This window comes from Lysobacter niastensis (assembly GCF_015453285.1).
In the GTDB taxonomy this organism is placed as follows: domain Bacteria; phylum Pseudomonadota; class Gammaproteobacteria; order Xanthomonadales; family Xanthomonadaceae; genus Lysobacter_J; species Lysobacter_J niastensis.
On record NZ_JADLZT010000004.1, the window covers coordinates 290,882 to 304,922 of the forward strand.

14 protein-coding genes are annotated in these 14,041 nt (G+C 66.8%); 10 read left to right on the forward strand and 4 right to left on the reverse strand.

Going from position 1 to position 14,041, the window contains the following annotated elements; translation table 11 throughout:
• Positions 1-52 precede the first annotated feature (52 nt).
• The 3 genes from erpA (at position 53) to IU514_RS08820 (ending at position 2,384) form a co-directional block, all read left to right on the forward strand.
• Positions 53-430, forward strand: a complete 378-nt coding sequence (gene erpA, locus IU514_RS08810) for an iron-sulfur cluster insertion protein ErpA (RefSeq protein WP_194930723.1) — start codon at positions 53-55, stop codon at positions 428-430.
• Complete coding sequence (gene nudC, locus IU514_RS08815; RefSeq protein ID WP_194930724.1) at positions 427-1,380, forward strand: NAD(+) diphosphatase; 954 nt, start codon at positions 427-429, stop codon at positions 1,378-1,380. The genes erpA and nudC overlap by 4 nt, the downstream gene beginning before the upstream one ends.
• A gap of 65 nt (positions 1,381-1,445) precedes the next feature.
• Positions 1,446-2,384 (forward strand): hypothetical protein, encoded by a 939-nt coding sequence (locus IU514_RS08820; protein WP_194930836.1) that lies wholly within the window; start codon positions 1,446-1,448, stop codon positions 2,382-2,384.
• Between the two features lie 3 nt (positions 2,385-2,387).
• Here IU514_RS08820 and IU514_RS08825 read toward each other — a convergent pair whose 3' ends face one another.
• The 3 genes from IU514_RS08825 to IU514_RS08835 form a co-directional block, all read right to left on the reverse strand.
• Positions 2,388-2,810, reverse strand: a complete 423-nt coding sequence (locus IU514_RS08825; protein WP_194930725.1) for a DUF2752 domain-containing protein — start codon at positions 2,808-2,810, stop codon at positions 2,388-2,390.
• A complete protein-coding gene (locus IU514_RS08830) occupies positions 2,810-3,139 on the reverse strand; it encodes a CD225/dispanin family protein (protein WP_228760589.1) in 330 nt (109 codons plus the stop codon). Before IU514_RS08830 ends, IU514_RS08825 begins: the two co-directional genes overlap by 1 nt.
• 114 nt (positions 3,140-3,253) lie before the next feature.
• The gene (locus IU514_RS08835; RefSeq protein ID WP_194930726.1) at positions 3,254-5,140 is read right to left on the reverse strand and encodes an MFS transporter; all 1,887 of its coding nucleotides are present in this window, start codon (positions 5,138-5,140) and stop codon (positions 3,254-3,256) included.
• A 412-nt stretch (positions 5,141-5,552) separates the two neighbouring features.
• Between IU514_RS08835 and IU514_RS08840 the strand changes: the two genes are divergently transcribed.
• From IU514_RS08840 to IU514_RS08865, 6 genes are all read left to right on the forward strand, one after another.
• On the forward strand, positions 5,553-6,260 hold the full coding sequence (locus tag IU514_RS08840; RefSeq protein WP_194930727.1) for a DUF3348 domain-containing protein: 708 nt from the start codon (positions 5,553-5,555) through the stop codon (positions 6,258-6,260).
• A gap of 1 nt (position 6,261) precedes the next feature.
• Positions 6,262-8,358, forward strand: coding sequence for a DUF802 domain-containing protein (locus IU514_RS08845; protein WP_194930728.1), 2,097 nt, complete (start codon positions 6,262-6,264; stop codon positions 8,356-8,358).
• Positions 8,355-8,993 carry an OmpA family protein gene (locus IU514_RS08850; protein ID WP_194930729.1) on the forward strand — a complete coding sequence of 213 codons (639 nt, stop codon included), beginning with the start codon at positions 8,355-8,357 and terminating at the stop codon, positions 8,991-8,993. Before IU514_RS08845 ends, IU514_RS08850 begins: the two co-directional genes overlap by 4 nt.
• A gap of 29 nt (positions 8,994-9,022) precedes the next feature.
• Positions 9,023-9,655, forward strand: coding sequence for a DUF2894 domain-containing protein (locus IU514_RS08855; RefSeq protein ID WP_228760615.1), 633 nt, complete (start codon positions 9,023-9,025; stop codon positions 9,653-9,655).
• 124 nt (positions 9,656-9,779) lie between these two features.
• Positions 9,780-11,303: an arylsulfatase gene (locus tag IU514_RS08860; RefSeq protein WP_324187804.1), complete on the forward strand. Its 1,524-nt coding sequence runs from the start codon at positions 9,780-9,782 to the stop codon at positions 11,301-11,303.
• Positions 11,304-11,491: 188 nt separating this feature from the next.
• Positions 11,492-11,956, forward strand: coding sequence for a hypothetical protein (locus IU514_RS08865; protein WP_194930732.1), 465 nt, complete (start codon positions 11,492-11,494; stop codon positions 11,954-11,956).
• A 31-nt stretch (positions 11,957-11,987) separates the two neighbouring features.
• On the opposite strand, the gene pdxR is transcribed toward IU514_RS08865, so the two are convergent.
• Positions 11,988-13,424: a MocR-like pyridoxine biosynthesis transcription factor PdxR gene (gene pdxR / locus IU514_RS08870; protein ID WP_194930733.1), complete on the reverse strand. Its 1,437-nt coding sequence runs from the start codon at positions 13,422-13,424 to the stop codon at positions 11,988-11,990.
• Between the two features lie 160 nt (positions 13,425-13,584).
• Here pdxR and IU514_RS08875 point away from each other — a divergent pair, with 160 nt between their 5' ends.
• Positions 13,585-14,025 carry a carboxymuconolactone decarboxylase family protein gene (locus tag IU514_RS08875; protein WP_194930838.1) on the forward strand — a complete coding sequence of 147 codons (441 nt, stop codon included), beginning with the start codon at positions 13,585-13,587 and terminating at the stop codon, positions 14,023-14,025.
• Positions 14,026-14,041 lie beyond the last annotated feature (16 nt).

Genomic DNA, 14,041 nt, shown 5'->3' on the forward strand with positions numbered 1-14,041 from the left:
GCGTTGACGCACGCGGCTTGAATGACAAGGTCGCGGGCCCCATCCTGAGCAGATGGAATCGTTCATCCCCACCGTCGCGACGCCGGATTACCAGTCGCTTAACCGCCCCCTGCAGTTCAGTTCCGCCGCCGCCGCCAAGGTTCGCGAACTCATTGCGGAGGAGGGCAACGATGCGCTGAAGCTGCGCGTCTACATCCAGGGCGGTGGCTGCTCGGGCTTCCAGTACGGCTTCGAGTTCGACGAGCAGCAGGCCGAGGATGATCTGGCGGTGAAGACCGACGGCGTGACACTGCTGGTCGATCCGCTCAGCCTGCAGTACCTGATGGGGGCGGAAGTCGACTACACCGAGAGCCTGCACGGCGCCCAGTTCGTCATCCGCAATCCGAACGCGAAGACGACCTGCGGCTGCGGTTCTTCTTTCGCGGTGTGAGCAACTCCGCGGCACCTTTCGCTTTCGTCGAGGCAGGCACCGACGGTGCCTGTCGCGGCGCGCTCGATCGTGCCGACCGGCTGCGCGACGACGCCGAGGCACTGAACGCCCTTTGGCCGGACGCGCGCGTGATCCTGCTCGACGAGCAGGGGCATGCCGGTGCCGATGAACAACGGCGACTGCTGGCACCACGCGGCGCCGACATCAGCGAGGGGCCGGGTGGCATCGGTGCAGCGACCTTCCTGGGCCTCGATGCGCAGGGCGGCGCCTGGTTCGCACTCGACGCCGCGTTGACCGCCTTCGTCGCGCCACAGCGAATCGACCTTCGCAGTGCCGCGGCATTGTGGCCCGCGTTCGAGGCCAGCGTGTTCGCACAGGCGCGCGCGCTGCAGCACTGGCGTCATCGCCATCGCTACTGCGGCGTCTGCGGCGGCGAAGTCGCGCTCTCGCGCGGCGGCTGGCAAGGCCGCTGCGGCGCATGCGGCGCCGAACACTATCCCCGCACCGATCCGGCCGTAATAGTGGCAGTCAGCGATGGCGCGCGCCTCCTGCTCGGACGTCAGGCCGCCTGGCCGCCGCGCCGCTATTCGGTGATTGCCGGATTCGTCGAGCCCGGCGAGTCGCTGGAGCAGACCGTCGCCCGCGAAGTACTGGAGGAAACCGGTGTGCGCGTGCGGCGCTGCCAGTACCTGGCATCCCAGCCTTGGCCGTTCCCGGGAGCGTTGATGTTGGGGTTCTCGGCGGATGCCGAGCCCGACGAGCCGCAGGTCGACGACGAACTGGAAGAAGCGCGCTGGTTCACCGCCGAGGAAGTGCGGGCGGCCTTGGCGCGCGGGGAGCAGGGTGGCCAGGCCGACGATGGCGGTCCGTTGTTGTCACCGAGCATCTCCATTTCGCATTGGCTGATCGTGCAATGGCTCACGTTCGCAGAGGCCGGCCGCAACGCTTGAACGTCGACGCGGCTAGAATCGCCCGAAGTCCCCGTTGCCGGGCCCGGGAGAACCGCTGAATGTCCATCTCCGTCACGCTGATCGCCGTCGTCATCGCGTTGCTGCTGGGGCACATGGCGCAGTCGCTGGCGGCCTCGGTGCGCCACTTCGACTGGTTCGCGAACTGGCTGCGCTGGCTCGACACGCGCTTCCCCGAAGGCAGTTTCTGGCGTGGACGCTGGGGAATAGTCATTGCCCTGGTGCCGCCCGTGCTGGGCGTCGGCCTGTTCCAGGCGGCCCTGCGCGAGCCGCTGTACGGGCTGGTCGGGTTGGTGTTCGCCGTGGCGGTGCTGTTCTACGCATGGGGCCCGCGCGACCTGGATCTGGACGTGCAGGCGATCGTCGACGCGCCCGATGCCGTCGCCCGTCGCGCCGCGGCCGCACGCTTGTGGCCCGAAGGCGCAACGCCCGCGCTCGACGGCGCTTCGCTGGTGGAAGCGGTGTTCCGCAACGCGCTGCTGCGCTGGTTCGGGGTGCTGTTCTGGTTCCTGTTGCTGGGCCCGATGGGTGCGTTGTTGTACCGGCTCACCGCGCTGGCCGCGGAAGGCACGGCCGCCGCATCGCTGCCGCACGAGACACGCACGGGTGCGCGCAGCCTGAAAACGATCCTCGACTGGCCGGTGGCGCAACTGATGACGCTGTCGCTGGCGCTGGTGGGCAACTTCGACACCGTGCTCGGCGCGTGGCGTGAGGCCGGTGGCGCGACGTTCCGTCTCGACACCCGCTTCCTCGGTGCCGCGGCGCGCGCCAGCGTCAAATGCGAGCTCGCCGAAGAGGCCGCCGATTACGCCGACGAAGCGAACAACGCCGATGCCGGCGAAGGCGGACTGCCGCCGGCACCGCCGCCGCTGGCACCCGTTGGCGAGATGCCGGAACTGCGCGATGCGATGAGCCTGGTCTGGCGCATCCTGCTGGTGTGGCTGGCGGTGCTGGCGTTGTTCGTGATCGCCGGCTGGGTCAACTGAGGCTCAGCCTGGCGCCATCCAGGCGAACCCGCTCCACGGCAGGTTGCGCAGGACGCCGAACAGGATCAGCGAGGCGATCCAGAGCTTTCCGTCCATCAGCAAGCGCGACATGCGCGCGGGCAGCGCGGGTTGCAGCTTGAGCTGATGCCAGGCCATCAGCGGCGCGGTCGCCAGCATCAGCACCACCAGCGGATTCATCGCCCAGGCAGTCGCCAGATCCCCATGCAGCAATGCATGCAGGGCGCGGGTCATGCCGCAGCCGGGGCAGTACAGCCCCGTCACCATCTGGAACACGCATCGCGGCAAGGGGTTGTCGCCCGCGTTCGGGTCGAACACGAGCAACAGCGCGACGCCGGCGACGACAGCAGCGCCCAGGACCAGTGCGGCGGCGACCCTCGATGCAGGCAGCGGCCGCCGTGCCAGCATCAGGGCTGCGCCTGTTGCAGCTGCTGCATCATTTCCATGTACTGCGCGGCACCGCCGGTGGCGACCCACACGATGTTGAGCAGCAGGCCGAGGATGCACAGGCCGGTCGTGATCCAGCACCACAGCTTGGCGTTGCTGGACGCCTGCGTGGCACCGGCGAGGTCGCCGGCGTTCAACTTGCTGTTGACCTGCGAGGAATAGACGATCGCGACGATGCCGGGAATCGTGCCGACGATGCAGCACAGGCACAGCGAGGCGACGGTGATCAGGATCGACCACACCATGTAATTCGGAATCGACTGCGACGGAACCGGCGGCGGCATGCTCATGGATATCCCCGTTTGTATTCAAGCCACGCGGCGCGCGGCGTCCCCTGCGCCGGATGCTAGCAGCGGACCTTGACACTTGTCAGTCGCATGCCTGGCCGCGGAGCGGGTCTTCGGCTAAGCGGCGTCCCCACGCAGCTCACGCACTTTCGCCTCCAGCGTCTGTGCGTCCACGCTGGCACCGTCGAGCGGCTCCGCTGCGGCCACATCGACATGCGCGCGGAAGCGACGCGGCACCCGCATGCGCCGCAGTCGGCCGTCGCGGCGGCTCCACATGCTGGTCCACATGTTGCGCAGGGCCATCGGCACGACCGGCACCGGGCGGCGCTCGAGAATGCGTTCCACGCCCGACTTGAACGGCGCGATTTCGCCGTCCTTCGTCAGCGCGCCCTCCGGGAAGATACCGACGATCTCGCCTTCGGCCAGCGCCGCGTCGATCTCCTCGAACGCGCGCCGCATCAGCTCCGGGTCTTCCTTTGCGCCGGCGATCGGGATCGCCTTGGCGGTGCGGAAGATCCAGCTCATCACCGGGATGTTGAAGATCTTGTAGTACATGACGAAGCGCACCGGACGCGGGATGCTCGCGGCCAGGATCAGCGCGTCCATGTAGCTGACGTGGTTGCATACGATCAGCGCCGCGCCTTCGTCCGGTACGTTCTTCTCGATGCCGTGCAGCTTCAGCCTGTACAGGCCGCGCACCAGCACCCAGCTGAGGAACCGCATCAGGAACTCGGGCACGATCGTGAAGATGTAGATGGCGACGATCACGTTCGCGATGGCCAGCGCCAGGAACACCTGCGGGATGCTCCAGTGCAGGTAGCGCTGTAGGGCGATGCCGAGCACGGCGGCCAGCACGATGAAACCGGAGTTCTGGATGTTCATGCCGGCGATCACGCGCGACAGCTCGCTGCGCGGCGTGCGGCTCTGGATCAGCGCGAACAGCGGCACCACGAAGAATCCGGCGAACAGGCCAATGCCGACCAGGTCCATGACGATGCGCCAGCTGCCAGGCTGCTGCATGAAACCCGCCACGGTCAGGCCGGCCGCCGTCGCGGCGCCGCTGCGGGCGAAGTACAGGTCGATCATGAAGGCGCTCATGCCGAACGCGCCGAGCGGCACCAGGCCGATCTCGACCGTGCGCGCCGAGAGTTTCTCGCACAGCATCGAACCGGCGCCGGTGCCGATCGAGAACAGCGCCAGCGCAAACACGTACAGCGTCGGCGTGCCGCCGAGATTCACTTCGGCATAGGTCGGCAGGTTCGAAGTCAGCACCGTGCCTACAAACCAGAACCACGACACGCCGAGGATCGAGTTACGCACCGCCGGCTGCTTGCGCGCCAGCCGGATGATCGCCAGCGATTCCGGGATCGGGTTCCAGTTGATGCGCAGATCGGGCGCGCCTGCCTCGACACGCGGAATCGCGCGGCTGACGAGGTTGCCGGTGATCGCGAGCAGGATGACCGCCACGCCCGCTACCCACGGGCCTTGCGCGCCGGCGACGGCGAAGATGAGCCCGCCGAAGATCATGCCGATCAGGATCGAGATCGACGTTCCCATCTCGACCAGCCCGTTGCCGCCGGTGAGTTCCTCCGGCTTCAGCACCGACGGCAGGATCGAATACTTCACCGGCCCGAACAGCGTCGACTGCAGGCCCGTGGCGAACAGCGCGATCAGCAGCACGACCATGTTCTGCGTCACGAAGCCGACCGCGGCCATCGACATGATCGCGATCTCCATCGCCGTGGTGATACGGATCAGCTTCGACTTTTCCAGCTTCTCGGCGATCTGCCCGGCGGTGGCCGAGAACAGGAAGTAGGGCAGGATGAAGATCGCCGGCGCGAGGTTGGTGTAGAGCGTCTTGTCCTGCGGGCTGACCGCGAGGTAGCCGAGCAGGCCGATGATGGCCTGCCGGAACACGTTGTCATTGAAGGCGCCTAGCGCCTGGACGAAGAAGTAGGGCAGGAATCGGCGCTGCCGGAGCAGGTCGAGCTGGTTGTGCGCCATGCGCTCACGAGGTCCGTTCGGTTCGCGCGAGCCTAGCAGAGCCGGGTTCCGCTCCGGAGTCTGGATGCCAGTCCGGTGTTCCCGCCACGATGCTCAACCCGGTGGACTTCGCTGCGCCTGCACCGCACGCACACTGCGCCGCTTCACGTTGGGGCAGCGCGAACAGATAGAGCCCGCTGAGCAGCAATGCGAGCGGCAGCAGGTCGCCACGCCTATCCAGACCGCCATCTGGCCGCGGCCCATGACCGCGAGCAATGGACAGCCAGCGCCGTGGGGGAGGGGCCTGGAGCCGGAGTGGCCCGCACGGACACGCTTGCCGAGACGGGGGGGGCGGCCGCTGCGCACTGCCTGAATGGGCCGGGACGTGGCCGATCACGTGTAAAATGGCGCTTTATTAGCCAGTACCCCCCTTGTGGAAACACCTGAGCGGGCCGCGGTCAGCGGTCCGACGTTCATCCGCCTGCTCGCTCGCCTGAGCGACACGGACATTTCGCCGCCGGGGCAAGCACTTTCGGACCGTTTGAGTCAGTGGATCGACTGGACTCACGCCGTGGTGCTGTCCACGGCGTTGGATGCCAGGCCGGCCGAGACAGACTCCGAGGCGCACGACAGCGCGGATGCGGACGATTGCGCGCGCGTGCGCGCGGCATTGATCCAGGCGATCGTCAGTGACCGGGCGCTGCGCGTCCCCGAGGACGGTGTCGATGAAACGCCCGTCGACCCCGGGTTCTTCCGCCAGCGTTACCTCATGTTGCAGCAGTCGATGGAGGCCGGCAGTGGCCGCCTGCGTGAGCGCCTGCGCGACCGACTGGCCCAGGGGCCGGCCGACATGGCGCGGCTGGCCGCGGTCGATGCGGTGATGGAGCGGGCGCTGGGCCGGCGCGAACGCGCGTTGCTCTCGACCGTGCCCGCGCTGCTGGGCCAACACTTCGAACGCCTGCGCGGAGGCGCGCCGGGCCCTGACGATGCGGCTACGGGCGACATGCCCGTCGCCGCGAGCGATGCCTGGCTGGACGTATTCCGCCGGGACATGCGCAACGTACTTCTCGCCGAACTGGATGTTCGCCTACAACCGGCCGAGGGGCTGCTTGCAGCCCTCCGCCAACGCAACGCTGGATAACATGCAAAAGAATCTGCTCAAGACCGTGGTCTTTCTCGCCGGCCTCGCCGCCGTGTGCTGGATCGGCGCGGGCTACCTCGGTTCGAACGCGCTCGCGCTGTCGGTCGCGCTGCTCATCGCCGGCTGCTACATCGCCGGCGGCATCGAACTGCATCGCTATCGCAAGGCCACCGCCACGCTGGAACATGCCGTCGCCGAACTGTCGTCGCCGCCGGCAGCGCTGGGCGAATGGCTCGACCGCCTGCATCCGTCGCTGCGCAGTGCGGTGCGCCTGCGCATCGAGGGCGAGCGTGTGGCATTGCCCGCGCCTGCACTCACGCCGTACCTGGTCGGCCTGCTGGTGCTGCTGGGCATGCTCGGCACGCTGCTGGGCATGATGTCGACCCTGCGCGGCACGGGCATGGCGCTGGAAAGCGCCGCCGACCTGCAGGCCATCCGTGAATCCCTGGCCGGCCCGGTGAAGGGCCTGGCGTTCGCCTTCGGCACCTCGATTGCAGGCGTCGCCGCCTCGGCGATGCTTGGCCTGCTCTCGACGCTGTGCAAGCGCGAGCGGATCAAGGTGGTGCAGCGTCTCGACTCGGCTATCGCGACGACGCTGCGCATGCATTCGCAGGCGCACCAGCGCGAGGAAACCCTCAAGCTGCTGCAGCGCCAGGTCGAAGTCATGCCTGCGCTGGTCGAGCGGATGCAGGCGATGATGGGCGCCATCGAGCAGCACAGCCAGGCTGCGAACGAGCGCCAGCTGGCGCATCAGGACGCCTTCCACGGCAAGGTCGAAGCCGCGTACACCCGATTGGCGCAGTCGATGGAGCAGTCGTTGCAGCAGGGCGTGGCCGAGAGCGCACGCGCGGCCGGCGCGGCGCTACAGCCGGCAGTGGAGGCGACGATGGCCGTGCTGTCGCGCGAGACTGCATCGCTGCACGGCACCGTCGCAGATGCCGTACAGCGACAACTGGACGGGTTGTCGAGCGGGTTCGCGTCGACCACTGCCACCGTCGCGGGTCTCTGGACCGAAGCGTTGGCCGAGCAGCGCGGCAGCAACGAGGCACTCGCCCGCGACCTGCGCGGCTCGTTGCAGCAGTTCACCGATACATTCGACCAGCGTTCGGCCGGATTGGTCGACGCGGTCTCGGCACGCTTCGAAGCGAACGCGAGCAGCACCGCGCTGGCGTGGAACGAGGCGCTGGCCCGCCAGCAGGCGCTCGGCGAAGAGCTCAGCGGCCGCAACCAGCAGGCGATGGCCGCTGCCTCGGCCACCTTCGAACAGCATGCCGCGTCGCTGGTCGAGGTTGTGCGGCAGTCCCACGCGGACCTGCAGTCGGCGCTGGAATCGCGCGACCGCGAGCGCTTGTCGGCGTGGTCGGAATCGTTCGCCGCGATGACGACCGGCATGAACGAGCGCTGGGAGCACGCCAACGCACGCGCCGCCGACCTGCAGCGGGAAATCTGCGAAACCCTCGCACGCACCGCCACCGAGATCTCGGTGCAGACGCAGGCGCATGCCAGCGACACCATCGCTGAAATCTCCCGCCTCGTGCAGACCGCGTCGGAAGCGCCGAAGGCCGCCGCCGACGTCGTCGCCGAGCTGCGCCAGAAACTCTCCGACAGCATGGTCCGCGACACGGCGATGCTCGAGGAACGCACGCGCCTGCTGGCCACGCTCGAGAGCCTGCTGGATGCGGTCAACCATGCGGCAACCGAGCAGCGCGCCAGCGTCGATGCCCTGATCACCACGTCGGCCGATCTGCTCGATCGCGTCGGCAGCCGTTTCACCGCCCAGGTAGAAGCCGAGGCCGGCAAGCTGGAAGCCGCGGCGACCCGCGTCACCGTCGGTGCCATCGAAGTGGCGAGCCTCGGCGATGCATTCGGCGCCGCCGTGCAGCAGTTCGGCGACTCGAACCAGTCGCTGGTGGCGCGCCTGGAGAGTATCGAGGCCGCGCTCGACAAGTCGCAGGCGCGCAGCGACGAGCAGATGGCGTACTACGTGGCGCAGGCACGCGAGGTCGTCGATCTCAGCATGCTCGCGCAGAAGCAGATCATCGAGGACCTGCAGCAGCTGGCTGACCAGCGCGCATCCTCGCGGGCGCAGGCGGCATGAGCGTCGAGATCGACGCCGACGCCGAATCGACCACCCCCGTCTGGGCCGCCTTCGGCGACCTGATGTCGGTGCTGCTCGGCGTGTTCGTGCTGATCCTGGTCGGCGTCATCGGCGCGCAGATGCAGCTGTCGAACCGGCTGGAAGAAGAAGTCCGGCAGCGGCAGATCGAAGCGCAACGCCGCAAGACCCTGGAGCAGGCACTGGCCGCGCCGCTGGCGGCCGGCCGCGTGACGCTGGTCGACGGCCGCATCGGCATCCGCGGCAACGTGTTGTTCGCATTGAACTCCGACCAGCTGCAGCCGGAAGGGCGTGAGTTGCTGAAGAGCCTCGCTGGCCCGCTCGCCGACTATCTCGGCGCGCGCGACGAAATCCTGATGGTCAGCGGTTTCACCGACGATCGCCTGGTGCGCGACGGCAACCGCGAGTTCGCCGACAACTGGGAGTTGTCGGCCCGCCGCGCCCTGACCGTCACCCGCGCGCTGATCGCCGACGGACTGCCGTCGTCTTCGGTGTTCGCCGCTGCGTTCGGCTCGGAGCAGCCGGTGAGTGCGAACAACAGCGAGGAAGGGCGCGCCAGGAACCGCCGCGTCGAGATCGCTCCGATGCCCAAGCCCAAGGCGAAGCGTGAACGTTGATGAGTGTTGACGGGAACACTGCCCGGCAAATGCTCGATGCGTGGCGCGAGCAGGGCGCCGATCGCTTGGATCCGGTGCGCTTCCATCGCATCGACGCACTGGAGCGCCGCGCGGTTGGCCACGACGGAACGGTGCGGCGCGAGCTGGAAGTTCGGCTGTCCGAACTGATCGCCGCTTACGCCGACGATCTCGAACGAGCGGCCGCCCGGACGGAAGTGGACATCGACGGCTATGCGGCGGATGCCGACGCGCACGCCGCATTGACCGGACTCCTGGGCCACATCGCGCTCCACGCGGCAGCGCGTGATGCCGGCGCAAGCGGACAGTCGAATGCCGTGGTCTTTCCGGAGCTGGGCGCGCTGGCCGATGCCCGCAGACTCTGGACCCGCGTCCGCACCGAGAGCCAGCTTCGGCAATCGCTGCAGCCGGCCCCCACCGGCGCCGGCCCACTCAACTCCGCCAGCCTCGTGCACCGCTCCCTCAAGCTGATGCGCGAACTGTCGCCGGGCTATCTGCAGCAGTTCCTGTCGTACGTCGATACGCTGACATGGATGGAGCGGTTGGGTTCTGGCGCGGTGACGATGGTGGAGGAAGAGCCGCGCAAAGTGGCCGGTTCGAAGCGCGCCAAAGCAACGCCACGCAGGCCACGTTCCAAGTCCTAGTTCCGCTGACTCGCAGCTCTTTTCTGGGAGTGGGCTGTGCGCGTCGGGCGTGACTACAGTGCATTCACGCACCCTTGATGGGACCGGCTGTGAAGTCGGGGGCTTCGGATGGACGGAGTCGGACGTGAGCGAGCGCACCAGCACACTCAGCAAGGCCGAGCGCACCCGAGACAACCTTGAGCCGGCGGTTCCGCATGTGGACCAGGCGAATGCCGCGCAGCAAAAGCTCGACGCGCTCTTCAAGGCAAAGGGCCAGCGGCCGAACATCGTCTGGTTCCTGATCGACGACATGGGCTACGGCGACCCTGGCGCATTCGGTGGTGGCGAGGCCATTGGTGCTGCAACGCCCAACATGGACCGGCTGGCACGCGAAGGCCTGAAACTGACGTCGACCTACTCGCAACCCACGTGCACGCCCACCCGCTCGGCGATTCTTACCGGGCGACTGCCGGTACGGACCGGCCTCACTCGACCGATCCTGGCCGGAGATCGTGTCGGCAAGAATCCGTGGAGCGACGAAGTCAGCCTGGCCGCGCTGCTGAGCGATTCCGGCTACACCACGGTGCTCAGCGGCAAATGGCATGTCGGCGAAGCGGAGGGCATGCGACCCCACGACGTGGGATTCGATGAGTTTTACGGCTTCTATCCAGCCCAGAAGGAGCTGTCTCAGGCGTTCGACAAGCGGCGCTATCCGGATCTGGTGCTGAACCCGGAGCGATTGGCCGCCTTGCGCGCGGAGGGCGGGAGCGAGGCGCTGATTCACGGATGGAAGGGAGGAAAGACGGAAGAGGCCAGCAGGATCACGTGCCTGGACGATGTCGCCGACGGCGATCGCAAGCTGAAGGAGTTCTCGATAGGGAAGATCAAGGAGCTGGCGGCGTCAGGAAAGCCGTTCTTCCTGGAACACGCTTTCATGAAGGTGCACGCCGACAACTTTCCGTCAAAAGCCTTCGAGGGGGCCAGTAAAAGCAAGTTCCCCTACAAGGACTGCGTTGTTGAAGTCGACACGTACATCGGCGAGATCGTCAGCGCGTTGGAGCAGGCAGGCGTGCTGGAGAACACGTTCATCTTCATCACGTCGGACAACGGGCCTCAACGCGATAGCTGGCCGGATGCCGGATACAGTCCATTCCGGGGTGCCAAGTCCTCCGCTTGGGAGGGTGGCGTCCGCGTTCCCGGCATTGCCTACTGGAAGGGAATGATTTCGCCGGGCCGCGAGAGCGATGGCCTGTTCGACCTGATGGACTTGTTCAACACCTGCCTGGCCCTGGCGGGCGCCGGGGACAAGGTGCCGCAGGACCGCTACATCGACGGCATCTGCCAGACCTCGTTCCTGCTCTGCGACGGTGGCGAGTCGTGCCGGGAGAAGGTGTTCATATGGGCCGAGAAGGACCTCATGGCCATGCGCATGTACGAGTACAAGATCCACATCAAGGTCATGACCACCCATGCGCAGTGGCTCGATATCGACATGACGACCGTCGCCTCGGTCGGCATAGCCCCCTGGCTCTTCAATCTCTACATCGACCCTAAGGAAGAGTATCCGGTCGGCCATCGAATGAACGCGTTCATTGCGCCCATGTCGGCGGAACTGAAGGCGCATGCGGCGACGTTCAAGAAGTTTCCGCCCAAGGACATCGGGCTCTGAACGGCCAGGAGCAACCTCTGGGCAGTGCCGATCGTCTGGTCCCGGTTCGCGGACTTCGGGTATCACCCTGCACCGGACAAGGGGCGTCACGGCGCCACAACGATCTGAGGAGTAGGCGTCAGGATGTCGGTCGACGGGGAGCGTCCTGAGGCCACGGAGGGCTTGACGCGTTTGCAGGTCATTACGCCGTGGAAGCCGGTTTGCACATCGATAGATCTGGCAAGTTCGCCATCTCCCGCCCCGACCCCGACCTGGTCCTTGGTGCTTTCATCAACGTGGTGAAAGTCTCTGTTCGTCGCGCGAAGCGACTGGGGCTGGACGGACTGGTCGTGGTCATGCCGGACGTGAAGGGCTTCCTTCCTCCAGATGTCATGGCGCGAAAGGACATGGTCACCGAATGGGCCGCGAGCGCGCAGGACGAAATGATCACTGAGTGGGGTCGTCTGACGGCCGGCTCCATGAAGCTGGTGCTGGTTGTTCCAGAGAACTACATCGACCGGGAGCGGATCGGCGTCGCCATCGCGCGCATTCATGGCCTGGCCGCGAATGTGGTCCCCACTGAGCGTGAAGCGTTCGACTGGCTGGCGCACACGAAGTTGCCGCCCAATTTGCCGAGACTGGGCCCATTCCCCCCTCACCACCGGCATCGCTAGACCGACGAGTGCTTGTCGACCAGCACCGCGATTATCCGCTCAACTGTTCGAGGATCCCGCGCACGCGATCCAGGGCCGGATCGATGTCCTCGGCTTCGATGGCGCCGAAGCCGACCAGCAGACCATCGTCCTGGGGAGGATGCCGGTAGCAGGCGTTCAACAGATACAGACCGACCTCGACACGCCGTGCCAACTGGCAAAGCTGCAACACCGGCACAGGGCGGCGGAACCTCACGGCCATGTGGTAGCCGGCAATCGCCGGAAGCGGCTCCAGCCACGGGGAGAGGTCGCCCGACAGACGAGCCAGCAGGCGATTGCGGCGCTCGGAGAACACGTCATGGCAGCGGCGGATGTGCTTCAGCAGGTTTCCGTCGGCCACAAAGCGCGCGAGTGCCCATTGCAGCACCGTGGGCGTGTGCCAGTCGCACAGGTGCTTGGCGTTGACCAGCGCAGTACGCAGCGCCGGCGGTGCGATGGCATAACCGAGGCGAAGCTCGGGAGACAGGGATTTGGAGAAAGTCCCGATGTAGGCGACCAGTCCCCGCCGATCCAGTGTCAGGAGAGGTTCGAACGCCTGCGTCGTGTAGCGGAACTCGCTGTCGTAGTCGTCTTCGACCACGATCGCGCCGAGTTCATGGGCCCGGTCGAGCAATGCGTGGCGCCGCGCGGCGCTCATGGGCATGCCGAGGGGGAACTGATGCGTCGGCGTCGTGTAGATGAGCCGTGCGCCGTCGGGAATGCGATCGACGCAAATTCCCTCCGCATCGACGGGCACGGGAACCACCTGCGCTCCCTGTGCCTCCAGCAGCATGCGCGCCAGCGGATACCCGGGTTCTTCCATGGCCACGATGCAGCCCGGCTCGATCAGCACGCGTGCGATCAGGTCCAGCGCCTGCTGCGCGCCGCTCGTGATCACCAGGTCTTCGGGGCGACAGTTCACGCCGCGACTGAAACCGATGTGGCGGCTGACCGCCTCGCGCAGTTCGAGCAGCCCCTCCGGTTCTGCGTAGTAGCCGCGATGCAGGGCACTGCGCCGCAGTCCGTGAAGCGAGCACTGTCGCCACTCCGCCTCTGGAAACAGCCGCCTTGACGACGCACCGGCGATGAATTCGTAGCGAACGCGCGCCTCGGGCAGCGGATGGCGCAGTGGCGTTTCCATCCCTTGCCAGAGGCGGGTGACCGCACTGCCTGCCAGGTCTTCCTGCGCAAGCGGATGCGACTGAGGGGGCAGTCGCGATGCGACGAAGGTGCCGGCGCCGACCTGCGTGACGATCAGCCTGTCGAACGTCAGTTTCGAATAGGCCTGGGCGACCGTCTTGCGGGACACCCCGAGCTGCTCGGCGAGCAGGCGCGACGGCGGCAGTTGCTGGCCGGCCGCTAGGCGGCCCGAGCGTATGGCGTCGCGCAGTTGGCGATGGATCTGCTCCGCCAGCCCACGCGTGCCTTCGATGACGAGGTGGAGTTCCATGGCCGTGGCGATTATCGGACATCGCGTGCGTGGGCCGGGTCACGGGAGCGGGGCGCCGACCGCCGGCGAGTGGCCTCCGAAGATTGTCGGAATTGGCGTCCTTGCGGGGCGGCGCTGGCACCTACGCTGCGCCTACCCCCTCCAAGCAGTAAACAACGCTATGCAACCTCGTCTCGATTTCTACAAAGCCTCGCCCGACGCCGCAAAGGCCATGCTCGCCCTCGAAGCGGCCGTCGGCAAACTCGGCCTTGAACCGCACCTCATCGAACTGGTGAAGCTTCGCGCATCGCAGATCAATGGCTGCGCCTACTGTGTCGATCTGCACAGCAGCGATGCGCGCAAGCGGGGCGAGAGCGAGCGGCGCCTCCATGCCGTCGCTGTGTGGCGCGAAGCGCCCTTCTTCACCGACAGGGAGCGCGCCGCGCTCGCGTGGACCGAAGCGCTGACCCGCATCGCCGAAACGCGCGCCCCGGACTCCGACTACGAGTGGCTGAGCGGCCACTTCGACGAGCGCGAGCGGGTGGACCTGACGCTCGCGATCAACGCCATCAACAGCTGGAACCGTCTTGCGATCGGCTTCCGCTCGGTTTCCGCCATTTGATCGAGGTGAATGTGAT

What these genes read in the sequence shown, in the direction of transcription:
- erpA (WP_194930723.1), top strand. Translation starts at nt 53, where the DNA reads ATGGAATCGTTCATCCCCACCGTCGCGACGCCGGATTACCAGTCGCTT.
- IU514_RS08825 (WP_194930725.1), bottom strand. Translation starts at nt 2,810, where the DNA reads ATGCTGGCACGGCGGCCGCTGCCTGCATCGAGGGTCGCCGCCGCACTG.
- IU514_RS08830 (WP_228760589.1), bottom strand. Translation starts at nt 3,139, where the DNA reads ATGAGCATGCCGCCGCCGGTTCCGTCGCAGTCGATTCCGAATTACATG.
- IU514_RS08835 (WP_194930726.1), bottom strand. Translation starts at nt 5,140, where the DNA reads ATGGCGCACAACCAGCTCGACCTGCTCCGGCAGCGCCGATTCCTGCCC.
- IU514_RS08845 (WP_194930728.1), top strand. Translation starts at nt 6,262, where the DNA reads ATGCAAAAGAATCTGCTCAAGACCGTGGTCTTTCTCGCCGGCCTCGCC.
- IU514_RS08850 (WP_194930729.1), top strand. Translation starts at nt 8,355, where the DNA reads ATGAGCGTCGAGATCGACGCCGACGCCGAATCGACCACCCCCGTCTGG.
- IU514_RS08855 (WP_228760615.1), top strand. Translation starts at nt 9,023, where the DNA reads ATGCTCGATGCGTGGCGCGAGCAGGGCGCCGATCGCTTGGATCCGGTG.
- pdxR (WP_194930733.1), bottom strand. Translation starts at nt 13,424, where the DNA reads ATGGAACTCCACCTCGTCATCGAAGGCACGCGTGGGCTGGCGGAGCAG.
- IU514_RS08875 (WP_194930838.1), top strand. Translation starts at nt 13,585, where the DNA reads ATGCAACCTCGTCTCGATTTCTACAAAGCCTCGCCCGACGCCGCAAAG.